Annotated in this window: 12 protein-coding genes and 1 riboswitch; of the genes, 1 reads left to right on the forward strand and 11 read right to left on the reverse strand. The window is 65.7% G+C overall.

Going from position 1 to position 14,243, the window contains the following annotated elements; all coding sequences use genetic code 11:
• Positions 1-79: 79 nt before the first annotated feature.
• Positions 80-1,342: an OpgC family protein gene (locus AC628_RS29565; protein WP_083633195.1), complete on the forward strand. Its 1,263-nt coding sequence runs from the start codon at positions 80-82 to the stop codon at positions 1,340-1,342.
• 35 nt (positions 1,343-1,377) lie between these two features.
• On the opposite strand, the gene uca is transcribed toward AC628_RS29565, so the two are convergent.
• The 11 genes from uca to AC628_RS29620 form a co-directional block, all read right to left on the reverse strand.
• Positions 1,378-4,920 carry an urea carboxylase gene (gene uca, locus AC628_RS29570; protein ID WP_074130280.1) on the reverse strand — a complete coding sequence of 1,181 codons (3,543 nt, stop codon included), beginning with the start codon at positions 4,918-4,920 and terminating at the stop codon, positions 1,378-1,380.
• A 3-nt stretch (positions 4,921-4,923) separates the two neighbouring features.
• Positions 4,924-5,577 (reverse strand): urea amidolyase associated protein UAAP2, encoded by a 654-nt coding sequence (locus AC628_RS29575; RefSeq protein WP_074130281.1) that lies wholly within the window; start codon positions 5,575-5,577, stop codon positions 4,924-4,926.
• The gene (locus tag AC628_RS29580) at positions 5,574-6,419 is read right to left on the reverse strand and encodes an urea amidolyase associated protein UAAP1 (protein ID WP_074130296.1); all 846 of its coding nucleotides are present in this window, start codon (positions 6,417-6,419) and stop codon (positions 5,574-5,576) included. Before AC628_RS29580 ends, AC628_RS29575 begins: the two co-directional genes overlap by 4 nt.
• Positions 6,416-7,249 (reverse strand): ABC transporter ATP-binding protein, encoded by an 834-nt coding sequence (locus AC628_RS29585; RefSeq protein WP_143201871.1) that lies wholly within the window; start codon positions 7,247-7,249, stop codon positions 6,416-6,418. The genes AC628_RS29580 and AC628_RS29585 overlap by 4 nt, the downstream gene beginning before the upstream one ends.
• Positions 7,246-8,064 (reverse strand): ABC transporter permease, encoded by an 819-nt coding sequence (locus tag AC628_RS29590; RefSeq protein ID WP_074130282.1) that lies wholly within the window; start codon positions 8,062-8,064, stop codon positions 7,246-7,248. The genes AC628_RS29585 and AC628_RS29590 overlap by 4 nt, the downstream gene beginning before the upstream one ends.
• Before the next feature lie 47 nt (positions 8,065-8,111).
• On the reverse strand, positions 8,112-9,185 hold the full coding sequence (locus AC628_RS29595) for a putative urea ABC transporter substrate-binding protein (protein ID WP_074130283.1): 1,074 nt from the start codon (positions 9,183-9,185) through the stop codon (positions 8,112-8,114).
• 78 nt (positions 9,186-9,263) lie between these two features.
• Positions 9,264-9,374, reverse strand: a riboswitch (guanidine-I (ykkC/yxkD leader).
• A 295-nt stretch (positions 9,375-9,669) separates the two neighbouring features.
• Positions 9,670-10,314, reverse strand: coding sequence for a glutathione S-transferase family protein (locus tag AC628_RS29600; protein ID WP_074130284.1), 645 nt, complete (start codon positions 10,312-10,314; stop codon positions 9,670-9,672).
• Between the two features lie 4 nt (positions 10,315-10,318).
• Complete coding sequence (locus tag AC628_RS29605; RefSeq protein ID WP_074130285.1) at positions 10,319-11,059, reverse strand: SDR family NAD(P)-dependent oxidoreductase; 741 nt, start codon at positions 11,057-11,059, stop codon at positions 10,319-10,321.
• A gap of 64 nt (positions 11,060-11,123) precedes the next feature.
• The gene (locus AC628_RS29610) at positions 11,124-12,320 is read right to left on the reverse strand and encodes a CaiB/BaiF CoA transferase family protein (RefSeq protein WP_074130286.1); all 1,197 of its coding nucleotides are present in this window, start codon (positions 12,318-12,320) and stop codon (positions 11,124-11,126) included.
• Between the two features lie 119 nt (positions 12,321-12,439).
• Complete coding sequence (locus tag AC628_RS29615; protein WP_074130287.1) at positions 12,440-13,312, reverse strand: AraC family transcriptional regulator; 873 nt, start codon at positions 13,310-13,312, stop codon at positions 12,440-12,442.
• Between the two features lie 177 nt (positions 13,313-13,489).
• Positions 13,490-14,200, reverse strand: coding sequence for a hypothetical protein (locus tag AC628_RS29620; protein ID WP_143201872.1), 711 nt, complete (start codon positions 14,198-14,200; stop codon positions 13,490-13,492).
• Positions 14,201-14,243 lie beyond the last annotated feature (43 nt).

Consider the following 14,243-nt stretch of genomic DNA (forward strand, 5'->3'; position numbering starts at 1 on the left):
GCGCGCGCCTCGGAGCATCCGAGCGCCTCATGGACCATCGTCCGATGAGGCCGTGCGCGTCCGCCGGACAGATCGACAAATGCATGATCGAACACACAGCTCGAAGCGATTGATCGGCGAAACTCCGCCGGAGTTCAGATCGACCGGCCGCGACCCCCGCATCGATATCTGTCGCGGCATCGCGTTATGGTGGATCTTTCTCGATCACATCCCGAACAACGTCGGAAGCTGGCTGACGCTGCGCAACTACGGCTTCTGCGACGCCGCCGAAATATTCATGTTCATTTCGGGCATTACCTGCGCGCTGGCTTACGGCAGAGTATGCCAGCGCGATGGCTGGAGGGGCATGATCGGCCGTTCGCTGCGGCGCGGGTGGGACATCTACGCCGCCTTCCTGCTGCTGACGCTCGCCTGCGCCATCCTCGTCTACTTCGCAGGCAGCGACCGCCTTGCCGACGCGAGCAATACGCGGGTTCTATTCGAGCATCCCGGCGCGACGCTCGCGCATGCCGCGGTCCTGCAATACCGCCCAGTCAACACCGATGTCTTGCCGGTTTTTGTGGTGTGTCACGTCTTGTTCGCACCGCTGCTGTGGCTATTGCTGCGCGCGCCAAACGCGACGCTCGGCTTCTCGTTGTTGCTCTACGCACTGGTGCACGTCTTCCGATGGCGGGTTCCTGCCTGGCCCGACGGCGCCTGGTTCTTCAATCCACTGGCCTGGCAGCTTCTGATCGTGCTGGGTGCATGGTACGTCATCGAGGGACAGAAGATCCGAAAGTGGGTGACTTCGCGCCCTGCCTTGGTTCTTTCCATTCTCTATCTGGCGTTCAGCCTGGTCCTTGCATTGGGCCAGAACAGCAAGCCACTGCTCCCGCAGACTTTGACGGATCTGCTATTTCCATTGAACAAATCGAATCTGAGTCCGCTGCGACTGCTGCATTTCCTGGCTCTCGCGATCGTGGCATTGCAGCTCGTTCCCCAGGGTTGGCGAGGACTGTCAGCGCCGCTGCTGCGCAGCGCGCGGAGTTGTGGCGAACACTCACTACCGATCTTTTGTCTCGGCGTGCTCCTGGCGCTCGTCAGCCAATTCGATCTATTCGACGTATCGAACAGGCCTTCCATTCAGATTGCGCTCAGCATTGCGGGCGTCCTGATGATGATCGTGTTCGCGATGCTCCTGAACGCGCTCAGTACAAAGCGAGAGCAGCAGCCTCCGGTGAACGCAGCCGATCGCGACATCCCCTCCGCCCGTACGAACTGGAAAGTCCAGATGGCGCACGCAGCACCGCTGTTGGTCCGCCTGAGAGCCCGCGCGACATCCGCATTCGCGGCACCGTCGTGAGCTAGGCGGACGTTGCGTCTCGATGCGCACCCGTCCTAACCCGGCCGGAGCAACGCGACGATGTCGCCTGCGCGCAGCGTCTGGCCGGGCTTGACCGGCACCGACGCGATGCGGCCCGCCGCTGGCGACAGCACCGAGATCTCCATCTTCATCGACTCGATGATGGCGAGGGTGTCGCCGGCTGCGACCGCGGTGCCCTCCTCGACCAGGATCTTCCAGATGTTGCCCGGCACTTCCGAGAACGCGCCGACCTGGCCGTCGGGAATTCCGGTCGCAACAGCGGCAGTCTCGACCGATTCCGCCGGCGCCTCATCGAGCTTCATCTCGCGCCAACGCTGACGCTCGGCGTCGAACGCCGCCTGCTGGGTCGCCTTGAACGCGGCAATCGAGGGCTGCGCCTCCGCCAGTCGTTTCGCATAGTCGGCGTAGGAGAACTCGCCCTGCTCGATCCTGATGTCGTATTGCCCGTGCGGGAATGCGGCGCGCGCGTCCAAGAGTTCGTCGGCGTCGACCGGGAAGAAGCGGATCTTGTCGAAGAACCGCAGCAGCCAGGGATGGCCGGGCTCGAACACCGGCGTCGTGCGCCAGCTGTTCCAGACCTGGATGGTGCGGCCGAACAGCTGGTAGCCGCCCGGCCCTTCCATGCCGTAGATGCACATATAGGCGCCGCCGATGCCGACCGCGTTTTCTGGGGTCCAGGTCCGCGCCGGATTGTACTTCGTGGTGACGAGGCGATGCCGCGGATCGAGCGGGGTTGCCACCGGCGCACCGAGATAGACGTCGCCGAGGCCGAGCACGAAATAATCGGCATCGAACACGATGCGGCGGACATCGTGCTCGCTGCCAAGGCCGTTGATGCGGCGGATGAACTCGACATTCGAGGGACACCACGGCGCATCCGCGCGCACCAGCTCCTGATACTTGCGCATCGCAAGCTCGGCCTGTGGATCGCGCCACGACAGCGGCAGGTGCACGGTGCGGCTCGGCACCCGCATCGCATCAACCGGCGGCAATTCGCGTTCGATCCGCCTGAGCACGTCGAGCAGCTTTCCGCGCGACAGCGCCGTGCCGTCATAATGGATCTGCAGCGAGCGGATGCCGGGCGTCAGATCGATCAGGCCGTCGAGCTTCGCCTCTTCCAGCGCCTGCGCCAGCACATGGACGCGCAGCCGCAGCGCGACGTCGAGCTCCATCGGGCCATATTCGACCAGGAGATTGTCGTCGCCGGCGCGGCGGTACACCACCGGGATCGGACCGTCATCATTGCGTCCGACGACGGCCGCGCCGAGCTCGGGCGCACGCAGCACCGTGGGCCCGGCAACCGGATCATCGCGTTTCACCGGCACGAAGCGCACGGTGTCGCCGGGCCGGAGCTGGCCGACCTTCCAGAGCTCGTCGCGCGCGACGACGGCCGGACAGACGAAACCGCCGAGGCTCGGCCCATCGGGCCCGAGAATGATCGGCATGTCGCCGGTGAAGTCGATCGAGCCGACCGCATAGGCATTGTCGTGGATGTTCGACGGATGCAGCCCGGCCTCGCCGCCATCGGCCCGGGCCCAGCGCGGCTTCGGCCCGATCAGCCGCACGCCGGTGCGGGCGCTGTTGAAGTGCACCTCGTAGCTCGACGCAAACAGTGTCTCGATGTCCTCGTCGAGGAAGAAGTCCGGCGCGCCATGCGGGCCGTAGATCACGCCGACCTGCCAGGCCGATGTGAGCTGCGGTTGTTCGTCCTCCGTTGCGCGCCGAGGAGCGCCAAGGCCCGGCGTCTCGACGCCGACATGCAGCACGTCGCCGGCCTTCAGCGAGCCCGTCGCATGGCCGCCGAACGCACCGAGCGCGAACACGGCGCGCGATCCGAGGATCTCGGGCACATCGATGCCGCCGCGCACGGCCAGGTACGTGCGCTGGCCCGGGCCCCTGATGCTGCCGATGACCAGCGTCTGGCCGGCGCGTATCGCGACCGGCTCGTCGTAGGTAATCTCGGCGCCATCCAGCGATGCCTTCATGCGCGCACCCGAGAGCGCGACAATCGCATCGGAGTTGAAGCGCAAGGTGGGCCCATTGACCGTGAGCTCCAGCGCGGTCGTTATTTCCGGATTTCCGACCACGCGGTTGGCGAGCCGAAACGACCGTTCGTCCATCGGGCCGCTCGGCGGCACCCCGACATGCCAGAGATGCAGGCGGCCGGGCAATTCCTGCACCCCGCTCTGCGCCCCGGGCGCGACGACGTCGATGGTGCGGGGTCGATAGGCAAACGCGCCGAGCACGCTGGTCGCCACCTGCCCGCTACAGAACACGTCCGACGCGGCGATCGCGCGCAGATAGTCGAGATTGGTCTCGATGCCGGCGACGACCGTCTCATCGAGCGCCTGCGTCAGCTTTGCTATCGCGGCCTCGCGGGTCGCGGCGGCAACGATGATCTTGGCCAGCATGGGATCGTAGAACGGGGTCACCTCGGTGCCGGTCTCGATCCAGCCGTCGATCCGTGCGTCCGGCGAGAACGTCACCTGCGTCAGCCGGCCCGCGCTCGGGCGGAAGCCGGCGCCCGGGTTCTCGGCATAGAGCCGCACCTCGATCGCCGCGCCCTTGGGCGTCAGCGTGCCCGCGTGCGCCAGCACGTCCTCGCCGGCCGCTTGCCGGATCATCCACTCGACGAGATCGACGCCAGTGACCTGCTCGGTGACGGGATGTTCGACCTGGAGGCGGGTGTTGACCTCGAGGAAGTAGAAGTCCTCGCGCTCGACGTCGTAGATGAACTCCACGGTCCCCGCGGATTCGTAACTTACCGCCTTGCCGAGCGACACTGCCGCCGCATGCAGCCGCTGCCTGACGCCGGCGGAAAGCCCCGGCGCGGGGGTCTCCTCAAAGACCTTCTGGTTGCGCCGCTGCAGCGAGCAGTCGCGCTCGCCGAGCGCGATGACGTCGCCCTTGCCGTTGCCGAAGATCTGCACCTCGATGTGGCGCGCCCGGGCGACGAAGCGCTCGAGATAGACCCGGGCATCGCCAAAACTCGCCCGCGCCGTGCGCTGCACCGATTCGAATCTTTCGCGCAGCGTCGCCATGTCGTGGCAGAGCTGCATGCCGATGCCGCCGCCGCCCGCCGTGCTTTTCAGCATCACCGGAAAGCCGATCACGTCCGCCTGCTGCACTGCCTCGTCGATCGTCTCCAGGAGGCCAGAGCCCGGCAGCAGCGGCACGCCGCTCCGCTCCGCGATTTCACGCGCCTTGTGCTTGAGGCCGAAGGCGTCGAGATGCTCCGGCCGCGGCCCGATGAATCTGATGCCGTGCTCGGCCAGCCGCTCGGCGAAGCGGCGGTTCTCCGACAGGAAGCCGTAGCCGGGATGCACCGCCTGCGCGCCGGTCGCAAGGCATGCCGCCATAATCGCATCGACGTTGAGGTAGCTCTCGGCGGCGGGCGCCGGACCAATGCGCACCGCCTCGTCGGCCGCGAGCACCGGCCGGGTGAAGCGGTCGGCGTCGGAATAGACCGCGACCGAAGCGATGCCCATATGGCGCAATGTTCTGCCGATCCGCCCGGCGATCTCGCCGCGGTTGGCAATCAGGACCTTGCTGAACATGCCTCACGCCTCCGGCTCGAAGATCGTCGCATCGAAGATCGTGACTTGCACCGGCGTCGGGAAGAAGCCGTTGCAGGGATTGTTGATCTGCGGGCAGTTCGAGATCAGGCACAGCACGTCCATCTCGGCGACCAGCTCAATGGCGTCGCCGGGCTTGGAGACGCCGTCGACCACCGTGAAATTGCCGGCGGGATCGATCGGCACGTTCATGAAGAAGTTGAGGTTCGGCACGATGTCGCGCTTCGACAGGCCGTATTTCGCAGCTTCCAGCACAAAGTTCTCGCGGCAGGCGTGCTGGTAGCGGGTCTGGTGCCCGAACCGCACGGTGTTGCTCTCGCAGGAGCAGGCGCCGGCCGAGGTATCGTGCAGGCCGCAACTGTCGACGGTGACGCGCAGCATCACGCGGCCTTCGTTGGACATGATCTTTGTGCCGAGCCCGACATAGGCCGAGCCCTGTGCGCGCAGCGTATCCTGCCCGCTGTAGCGCTCACCGAAATCATCGGCGCGATAGAACAGCGTATCGACCGCCTGCTGGCCGTGGGTATCGGTGATCCGCAGGGTCTGACCCTTGCGGATAATCGCCGACCACGGCTTGCGCGCGGGAATTTCGACATCAAGGACGACGCGGCCGCGCGTCTGAACGGATTGCGTGGTCATCGCACGGCTCCTTCCGGAGTTTCGCCGAAATACAGCGCATTGTTCTCATAGGCGCGAACCGCCTCCGCGGTCGCGCTGCGGCAAAGATCGTCAGCCGCCGGCGCATCGGCGCGGTAGCGCACGATCTCCACGCTCGCCTGCGGATAAGCCGCAGCAGGATCGAGCGGATGCGGACAATTCGACAGCGCGATCAGCAAATCCATTTCCGCGCGCAGGTCGACGAAGTCACCCTTCTCGCGCCGCCCCTCCAACCAGACCAACTTGCCGTCGGCGTCGATCGCGACCGGTGCAAAGAAGCTGACGCAGGGATGCACGTCGCGGCGGTCGAGCCCGAGCTTGGCCGCAGCGAGAACAAAGTTGTCGCGCGTGTTGCGGAAATTGCCCTCGCCGTATTTTGCCTGGTTGGTCGCTGACGTCGAGCCGCCGACCACGGCATCATGCGCGGCGCTGGTATCCTCGGTGATGCCGACCAACGCGCGCCCCATGTCGGACAGCAGCACCCGTCCCTTCTGCAGCCGTGCCGCCCACTGCACCTTGATGGTGTCGGCGTGGTTGAACCGTTCGCTGGGATCGGCCGCATTCCAGGCGAGCAGGCTGACGGTCGATGTCCCCAACGTGTTGACGATGCGCAGCGCCTCGCCGCGGTTCAGCCGTGTGGTCCAGTACCAGCCGGCCGGGATGACCTCGCGATGGACGATCTCATCAGTGGGAATAGGCGCGCCGTCGCGCGCGGTCGGCGCCGGCAGCGCGCGCGGCGCGTGCTCCTGCCCCGCCGCTTTCAGCTCGTTGTACCGTCGTGTATGCGCCGCGATCTCGGCCTTCTGTTCCTCTGTGAGGATCATGGTTGCCCCTTCAAGACGAGAGCGCCGGGCCGTCCCGGCTGATGCTCCTTGCCTGACCGGGTCGTCCCGGCCGGAGCTGGTTGAACTGTGGTCCGCAGCTCGGCACTGCGGCGCGGAAAGATCTCGAGATCGCGCGACACCGTGGCGCCGTAGCGCTCGCGCTCCTCGGGCCGGTTGCGCGACCGCTCCAGCGCGATCACGCGCGTGGCGAGCCCGAAGGCTTCGCTGAGGTCATGCGTCACCATCACGACCGTCAGATGGGTCTCGTTCCAGAGCCGCTTCATCAGCAGGTGGATGTCGGCGCGGATGCCAGGATCGAGCGCGCCGAACGGCTCGTCGAGCAGCAGGATCTTCGGGCCACGCATGATCGCCTGCGCCAGCGCGAGGCGCTGCTGCATGCCGCCTGACAGCGCGGACGGGTACTTGCTCTCCTGACCGGCGAGCCCGACCTCCGCCAGCAGCTTCATGGCATCGTCGGCGGCCGCGCGGCGTGCGGCGCCGAACAACCGGCCAATGAGCTTTGCGTCGCGCAGCTCGCGGCCGAGCATGACGTTCTGCAGCACGGTGAGGTGCGGAAACACCGAGTAGCGCTGGAACACCACGCCGCGGTCGGCGTCCGGCTCGGCTGGCAACGGCTTGCCGTCGACCAGGATCTGCCCGCGGCTCGGCTGCTCCTCACCGAGCAGCATGCGCAGCAACGTGGTCTTGCCGCAGCCGGACGGGCCGACCAGCGCAATGAAGGCGCGCGGCTCGACCTCCATCGTGATGCGCTCCAGTACGATGTGGTCACCATATTCCTTCCAGACGTCGTCGAACCGGATCGCGCTCATTCCGCCCTCACCGAGGCAAACCAGGGAAACGCCTTGCGTTGCAGGACGCGCAGGCCGACATCGATCAGGAACGCCAGCAGCGTGATCCAGGCGACGTAGGGGATGATGACGTCCATCGCGAGATAGCGGCGCACCAGGAAGATCCGGTAGCCGAGCCCGGAATCGGAGGCGATCGCCTCAGCCGCGATCAGGAACAGCCACGCCGGGCCGAGCTGCAGCCGCAGCACGTCGATCAGCCGCGGCAGGGTTTGCGGCATCGCGACGCGCAGCGCGATCTGCCAGGTCGAGGCGCCGAGCGTCTGCGCCTTGACGATCTGCTCGCGCGGCAGCTCCTGCACCTTCATGGCGAGGTCGCGGATCATGCAGGGCAGCGTCCCGATCACGATCAGCGCGATCTTCGAGTTCTCCCCCAACCCCATCACGATGAACAGGATCGGCAACAGCGCCAGCGGCGGCACCATCGACGTCACCGACACGAACGGCCCGAGCAACGCATTGGCGCCCGGCAACAGCCCAATCAAGATGCCGAGGACCAGCGCCGCCACCGTCGAGATCGCCAGCGCAGAGCCCAATCGCCCCAGGCTGGCGACGGTGTCGGAGGCCATCAGATAGCTGCCGGTGCGCGGATCAACCTCGAACGCCATCTGCTTGACTGCCTGCACCATACTCGGCAGCGCCGGGAGCAGCTTGTCGTTTGGGTTTTGCGCGAGCCGCGCGCCGGAGCCGGCGAAGTAGGCGATTGCGACCAAGAGGAACGGCAGCGCGAGCAGATAGAATCGCGTCTGCCGTCCCGGCCGCATGTTCACAAGTCGCATCGTCGGCTCCTGCTTGGAGATCGCGCCGTGGCGTCAGAGCTTGCGCGTCAGAGCTTGCCTTTGGCGGCTTCGTCCATGTAGGTCGGATCGAAGCGCAGCTTGACGTTCGCCTTGTCGCCCAGCACCGACTTGTCGGCGAGCTCGATGCCGACGGCGTCGGCCGATTTCGCGCCCTTGCCGAGCAGGTCCTTCTCGAACAGGAACTTGCGGACGCGATCCATGGTCGCTCCGACAGTCTTGCTGCGCGTAAAGGCTTCGGCGTCGGTTGCCTTGTCGAACAGTTTTGTGGTCGAGAGCTGGCTGTCGAAACCGGCAAGGTCGGTGCCGGAGGCCTTGGCCATCGCCTCCTTGGCGGCCTTCGCGGCGGGATCGTTCGCCGTCATCCTGGACAGCGTCTCGTACCAGATGCCGACCAGCGCCTTGGCGAAATCCGGATTGTCCTTGGCAACCGCGGTGTTCACCACCATCAGGTCCATGATCTCACCGGGGATCTGCGAGGAATCGAACACCTTCTTGGCGTCGGGCGAGCCGAGGATTTCCGTGACGATCGGATTCCAGGTCACGACCGCATTGACGTCAGGCGTCTTGTAGGCGGCTGCGATGTCGGCATCCGACGTGTTGACGACCTTGACGTCCTTCTCGCTGAGCTTGCTGGTCTCGAGCGCACGCGCCAGCAGATAGTGCGACACCGAGAACTCGACCAGATTGACCGTCTGTCCCTTGATCGCGGCGAGGTCGGACTTGTTCTTCAGGATCACGGCATCATTGCCGTTGGAGAAGTCGCCCATCACGACTGCTGTCGTGTCGACGCCGCCTGCGGCAGGAATCGACAGCGCATCCATGTTGGTGATGGTGACGGCGTCATAGCCGCCGGCGGTGTACTGGTTGATCGATTCGACGTAGTCGTTGAACTGCTTGACCTCGATCGTGATGCCGTATTTGTCGGCCCACTTCTTGACGATGCCGGTGTCGGCCGCATAGCCCCACGGCATCCACCCGACATAGATCGACCAGGCGACCTTGAAGCTTTTCTTCGGCGCGGCATCGGCCGCGGGCGCCGCCGCGAGCACGATCGCGCAGCCGATGACAACCGAGCGAAGGAAGAAAGAGAACTTGTTCATTGCCGATCCCTCTTGCGAAACTTCACAAAAAGGGACTGGCGAAAAGACCATCGCTCCGCCAATCCCTTGGCTAACGAGGTCTCCCGGGCTTTTATCCCGCCGTGCACCTGCGGGGATGTCTCCCCCGCAAGCGGCTGCTCTCGGACCAGCATCTTGCCTGGCAAGATCGGAACCCTAGCGGCCAACTCAGCGCCTTTGATGCACGAGGCGTGCCACAGAGCTGGCGTTTGAATCTCATGAGATTTTCCGGTGCGCTCGGCTTGGCGGCGCAAGCGTGCTGCTCAAAAACTGCGCAGGCCTGCTCAGAATTGGCTCTGTCCTTTCGCCACCCGCGCTCGCAGGATTGCGATGGACGGTGTCGAGGGGGAAGTCGATGCGCAAGCTTCTGAGCGTTCTGTGCGCCGGCCTCTGGCGCGGACTGCACGGCCGGTTCGGCCTGGTGCCGACGTCAGACGTCGGCGGTGCAAGGCGGCGGTAGGACCGGTCAGATCTTCACGGTGTTGACCGCGACGCTCTCCTTGTAGGCCGGCCGTGCGGTGACGCGGTCGAGATAGGGCGTCGCGACATCGCAGACCCCGACGCCGTAATCGATGGCCCACACCAGACAGGTCGTCAGCAGGATGTCCGCGCTGGTGAACTGATCGCCCATCAGATACTTGCGGCCATCGGACAGCGCCACTTCGACGTGCCTGAGTTGCTGGCGGAAATATTCCGCGGCCTTGCCGACCACGTCGGGCGCGTGGCCGTAGATATGCGCAAGACCCTGGAGGCCGTGGCGGCGCATCACGTAAAGGCTGGTCGAGTCCAGTTCGGCCACGATGAAGAAGCACCATTCCAGCCAGCGCGCGAAATCGCGCGCCGCAACCGGCACCAGCGCAACATCGGGATTGGAATAGGTGCGCGCCAGATAGGCGACGATCGCGGCGCTCTCCCCGATCGTAAAGTCGCCGTCCTGCAGCAGCGGTATCTTCTGGCGCGGGTTCAGCTCCGTGTATTCGGGCGTCTTGGTCTCGCCCGAGCGCGGCAGGATCGGCCGGCAGCGATAATCCAGTCCCAGTTCGTGCAACGCCCAATGGGCTCGGATCGTCCGCGATGTCCCCACGCCCCACAGCGTCAGCGTCTCCGGCATGACATCACCATTTCTCGACCGATGGCCGCAGATCGATTTCATGGCTCCAGCCGTCGCGGCTTTGCTGGTGCACGAACCAGTAGGCCTCGGCGATCGAGGATGTCTTCGTCAGCGAATCCGGCGCGATCTCCGACGCGTCGATGCCCCTGTCGGCCATCCGCTGGTGAATGGCTGGGCTATCGACGCCGGCATCGATCAGGAGATGGGCGACATGGATGTTCTTCGGCCCGAGTTCGCGCGCCATTGCCTGCGCCACCGCGCGCAGGCCGAACTTTGCGGACGCGAATGCGGCAAAGCCGCTGCCGCCGCGCACGCTCGCGGTCGCGCCGGTGAACAGCATGGTGCCCCGGCCATGCCGCAGCATATGCCGCGTCGCCTCGCGTCCGACCAGGAATCCGGCCATGCAGGCGAGCTCCCAGGCCTTGAAGAACAGTTTTTCGCTGGTCTCGTGCAGGTCCTTCTTCACGTTCGAGCCAGCATTGAACAGGCAGACCTCGATCGGCCCGATCTCGCGCTCGACCCGCTCGCACAGCTCCTGCACCTCGCTCTCGCGCCGCGCATCGACGGCGAATGCATGCACCTTGCGTCCCGCGCGGGTCAGTTCCTCCACCAGCGCGCCCGATTTCGCCGGATCGCGCCGCGCGATGCAGACGGAGTAGCCGCCGGCCGCAAACCGCCGCGCGACAGCGGCCCCGATCGCGTCGCCCGCGCCAACCAGCAAGGCAGTCTTGTTCGTCTCGGCCATAGGACATCTCCCACCGACGGTAGTTCTTCAGTTCGGCAATGCTGACGTTGCGCGGCGCGGCCGTTCAGACCGCGCGCACGGCCTTCTGCGCGATCATCGCTTCGATGGCGGCGTCGCCGTAACCGAGGTCGCGCAGCACCTGCCTGGTGTGCTGGCCGATGCGCGGCGCCGGGCCGCCGATCGCCGCGGCATCGACCTCGAACCGCGCCGCGGGCTTCGGCTGCCGCACGGTGCCGACCCCGGGCTGCTCCAGTTCGGCGATCAGCCCACGGGCCACCACCTGCTCGTTGGCGATGATCTCGCCGCGCCGCAGGATCGGCGCGCACGGCACGTCGGCCGCATCGAGCCGCGTCAGCCATTCGGCGGTCGTATGCTTGCCGATATAGTCCTGCATCTTGTTGATGCGTGCCGTGGCATTGACCGAGCGCGACGCCGGCGTGGCGAAGCGTTCATCGGCGGCGAGCGCTGGATCGCCGGTCGCCTTGCAGAAACCCTGCCATTCGGAATCGGAGATCGTCCCGCAGGTGAGATAGCCGTCCGAAGTCTGGAACACGAGATCGGGACGATCGTTCGGATCCGACGTCGCCTGCTCGCGGCCGACCACGGTGTATTGCATCATGCCTTCCGGCCAGAGATAGGCGATCATCGCGTCGAGCATCGCCACCTGGATATGCTGGCCGTTGCCGGATTTTTCCCGGGCGTACAGCGCCGCCGTGATTGCCTGCGCGGCATAGACCGCCGTCGTCTTGTCGGCCACGATGGTCCGGATCATCTGCGGGCGGTTGGTGACGGGCTGTGCCTGCACGTCGCAGAAGCCCGACAGGGCCTGCACGATGGGATCGTAGACGCGCTTCTTGGCATAGGGCCCGTCTTCGCCGACGCCGCTGATCGAGACATAGATCAACCGTCGATTCTTGCTGCGCACCTCGTCCGGACCGAGCCCGAGACGTTCCATCGTGCCGGGCCGGAAATTCTGCACCAGCACGTCGGCCTCTCGAACCAGCTTGCCCAGCACCTCGCGGCCGGCATCGGTCTTCATGTCGATCGAGAGCGAGCGCTTGCCGCGGTTCGACGAGATGAACAGCGCCGAGAACTCGCCGGTCTTGTCGACATTGGCCCGGCTGCGGCGGGTGATGTCACCGCCGATCGGCTCGACCTTGAGAACATCCGCGCCCTGATCGGCCAGAAACATCGTCGCGAACGGCCCGGAGACGACCCCGGTCAGATCGAGTACCCGAACTCCCGCCAATGGCCCTGACATGCGTTGTTTCCTTCTTCGATGCGCGGACGCGACCCATTCTCGAGCGCAACCCGGCTTACGACGGCGCAGCCCCAGACGCTTGCGGGAAAACGCCGCGACTTGCGGAAAAGCGCCGAAACTCAGGCCCTGTGCTGCTGCCGGAACACCGACGGGCTCATGCCCGTGGCCTGCCTGAACGACGACGAGAAATGCTGGGCGTGGCTGAAGCCCGACGCCAGCGCGATGCTGGTCAGGCTCTCGTCGGTGTCGCTGAGGCGGCGCTTGGCCGATGCGATGCGCAGGCCGAGCACGTAGCGATGCGGGCTGCTGCCGGTGCTCTCCTGGAAGGCGCGCAGGAAATGCCGCTTGCTCAGGCCGGCGACATCCGACAGCGCCGACAGCGAAATCGTCTCGCCGAGGTTTGCGCGGATGAACTCTTCGATCTTCCGCAGCTTGAGCGCCGGCAATCCGCCGCGGCTCAGTTGCTTCGCCGGTTCCACGCCGCGCGACAGCCGCGCCAGATGGGCTAGCGCCTGGCTGGCCCAGCCTTCGGCGAACAGGTCGAACAAATTGTCGGGGGTCGCCGCCTCCTGGCTGAGTTCGGCGAGACTGCGGGAGAGCTGGTCATGACCGAACGCAATCGCGGGCGTTTCGATCAAGCCATTGAGACGGCTTTGCACAAACAGCGGATCGAGGAACACGACGACATAGTCGAACGCCGGTCCGACCGACCATTCCCCCTCGATCTCGGTGCCGGCGGGGAATAGCGCGAGATTTGCTACCTCGGAAAACTCGTACTCGACGGGCCGGCCGTTGACCGCGGCCCGCAGCCGCGAGCACCCGTTGCGGAACCAGAACAATGTCAGTTCAGGTTGGCGGAAGTGCCAGTTCATGCGGGGCCGCGAGGTCCGGCTGAGCAGCTCGACCCTGATCGGCTTCGACCGCGCGACGACGGACGACACAAGCTCACCGCCGACCTGGCGGACAAACCGGCCCGGACGCGCTTCCTCCATGGGACATCTCCTCCGCGTTTGGCACGGATGGTAAGTTCCAAATCAGAATTGACTATCCGACGGCGGAAATCCAGCCCCTTTGATAGCTGATCGCCAAGATGTTAGCGGGCGGATGCAGGGAACAGCGGCGCGGGCCCGGCCGTGGGCACCAGCATGACCATCGACGGAGACGACGTTTTACCCCGCGACTCGCAGCGCGGTCACGGCGACGCAGGCATTGCCGAACGGAATCAGCACCACCTGCGCGCCATTCGGCAGTGCGATCGTCGCGAGTTCACCGAGCGCGCCGCTTTGCCCGTTCAGCTTGGCGAGTTCGGCGGCAACCGTCGAGCAGTTCTCCGCCCGCGGCGTCACCCGCACCAGATTGCCTTCGCAGGCCGACCCGACCGGTGCGGCAAACACGACGCCGGCGGCCTGCTGGGCCGTATTGCCCTGCGGCGCTTGATTGCCTTGCGAGGCTTGGTTCTGGGGACCCTGGTTCGGTGCGAGCGCGACCAGCGACTGCACCGAATGCGAATTGCCGGCCTTGGCGTCCCACTGCGACTGCGCGGTGTAGTTGGAATTCATCGCAAGCCCACGGCCGAGTGTGCCGAACAGATTGGCGCAGGTCACGACATTGCCCTGCCGGGCGTGCTCGTCGAACACGGTCGGCTGCTGTCCCGCCTGCTGCGGCGGAACGGATGCCGCGGCAGAGGGCGGCGTCTGCGCCTCCGGCGGACGCTGCTTGTGGGGCTGCGGCTTCGCAGCAGCGGCGGGCTTCTTGGCCGGAGCCGGTGCAGCCGGCTGCAATGGTACCGGCTGCGCCTGCTGCGCGTAGACCACGACGCCGGCGGCACCGAGCGCAGCCACGACGACCGCAACAAAGATCAATCCAAGGGTGCGCCGCATCGACCATTCTTCCTTTTCACTTCGCACTTCAGTCTCGAGCCGG

This window comes from Bradyrhizobium sp. NAS96.2 (assembly GCF_001908235.1).
GTDB lineage: Bacteria > Pseudomonadota > Alphaproteobacteria > Rhizobiales > Xanthobacteraceae > Bradyrhizobium.

Coding starts and splice junctions, on each gene's coding strand:
- AC628_RS29590 (WP_074130282.1), bottom strand. CDS start 8,064: ATGCGACTTGTGAACATGCGGCCGGGACGGCAGACGCGATTCTATCTG.
- AC628_RS29610 (WP_074130286.1), bottom strand. CDS start 12,320: ATGTCAGGGCCATTGGCGGGAGTTCGGGTACTCGATCTGACCGGGGTC.
- AC628_RS29600 (WP_074130284.1), bottom strand. CDS start 10,314: ATGCCGGAGACGCTGACGCTGTGGGGCGTGGGGACATCGCGGACGATC.
- AC628_RS29615 (WP_074130287.1), bottom strand. CDS start 13,312: ATGGAGGAAGCGCGTCCGGGCCGGTTTGTCCGCCAGGTCGGCGGTGAG.
- AC628_RS29565 (WP_083633195.1), top strand. CDS start 80: ATGCATGATCGAACACACAGCTCGAAGCGATTGATCGGCGAAACTCCG.
- uca (WP_074130280.1), bottom strand. CDS start 4,920: ATGTTCAGCAAGGTCCTGATTGCCAACCGCGGCGAGATCGCCGGGCGG.
- AC628_RS29575 (WP_074130281.1), bottom strand. CDS start 5,577: ATGACCACGCAATCCGTTCAGACGCGCGGCCGCGTCGTCCTTGATGTC.
- AC628_RS29595 (WP_074130283.1), bottom strand. CDS start 9,185: ATGAACAAGTTCTCTTTCTTCCTTCGCTCGGTTGTCATCGGCTGCGCG.
- AC628_RS29620 (WP_143201872.1), bottom strand. CDS start 14,200: ATGCGGCGCACCCTTGGATTGATCTTTGTTGCGGTCGTCGTGGCTGCG.
- AC628_RS29580 (WP_074130296.1), bottom strand. CDS start 6,419: ATGATCCTCACAGAGGAACAGAAGGCCGAGATCGCGGCGCATACACGA.
- AC628_RS29585 (WP_143201871.1), bottom strand. CDS start 7,249: ATGAGCGCGATCCGGTTCGACGACGTCTGGAAGGAATATGGTGACCAC.
- AC628_RS29605 (WP_074130285.1), bottom strand. CDS start 11,059: ATGGCCGAGACGAACAAGACTGCCTTGCTGGTTGGCGCGGGCGACGCG.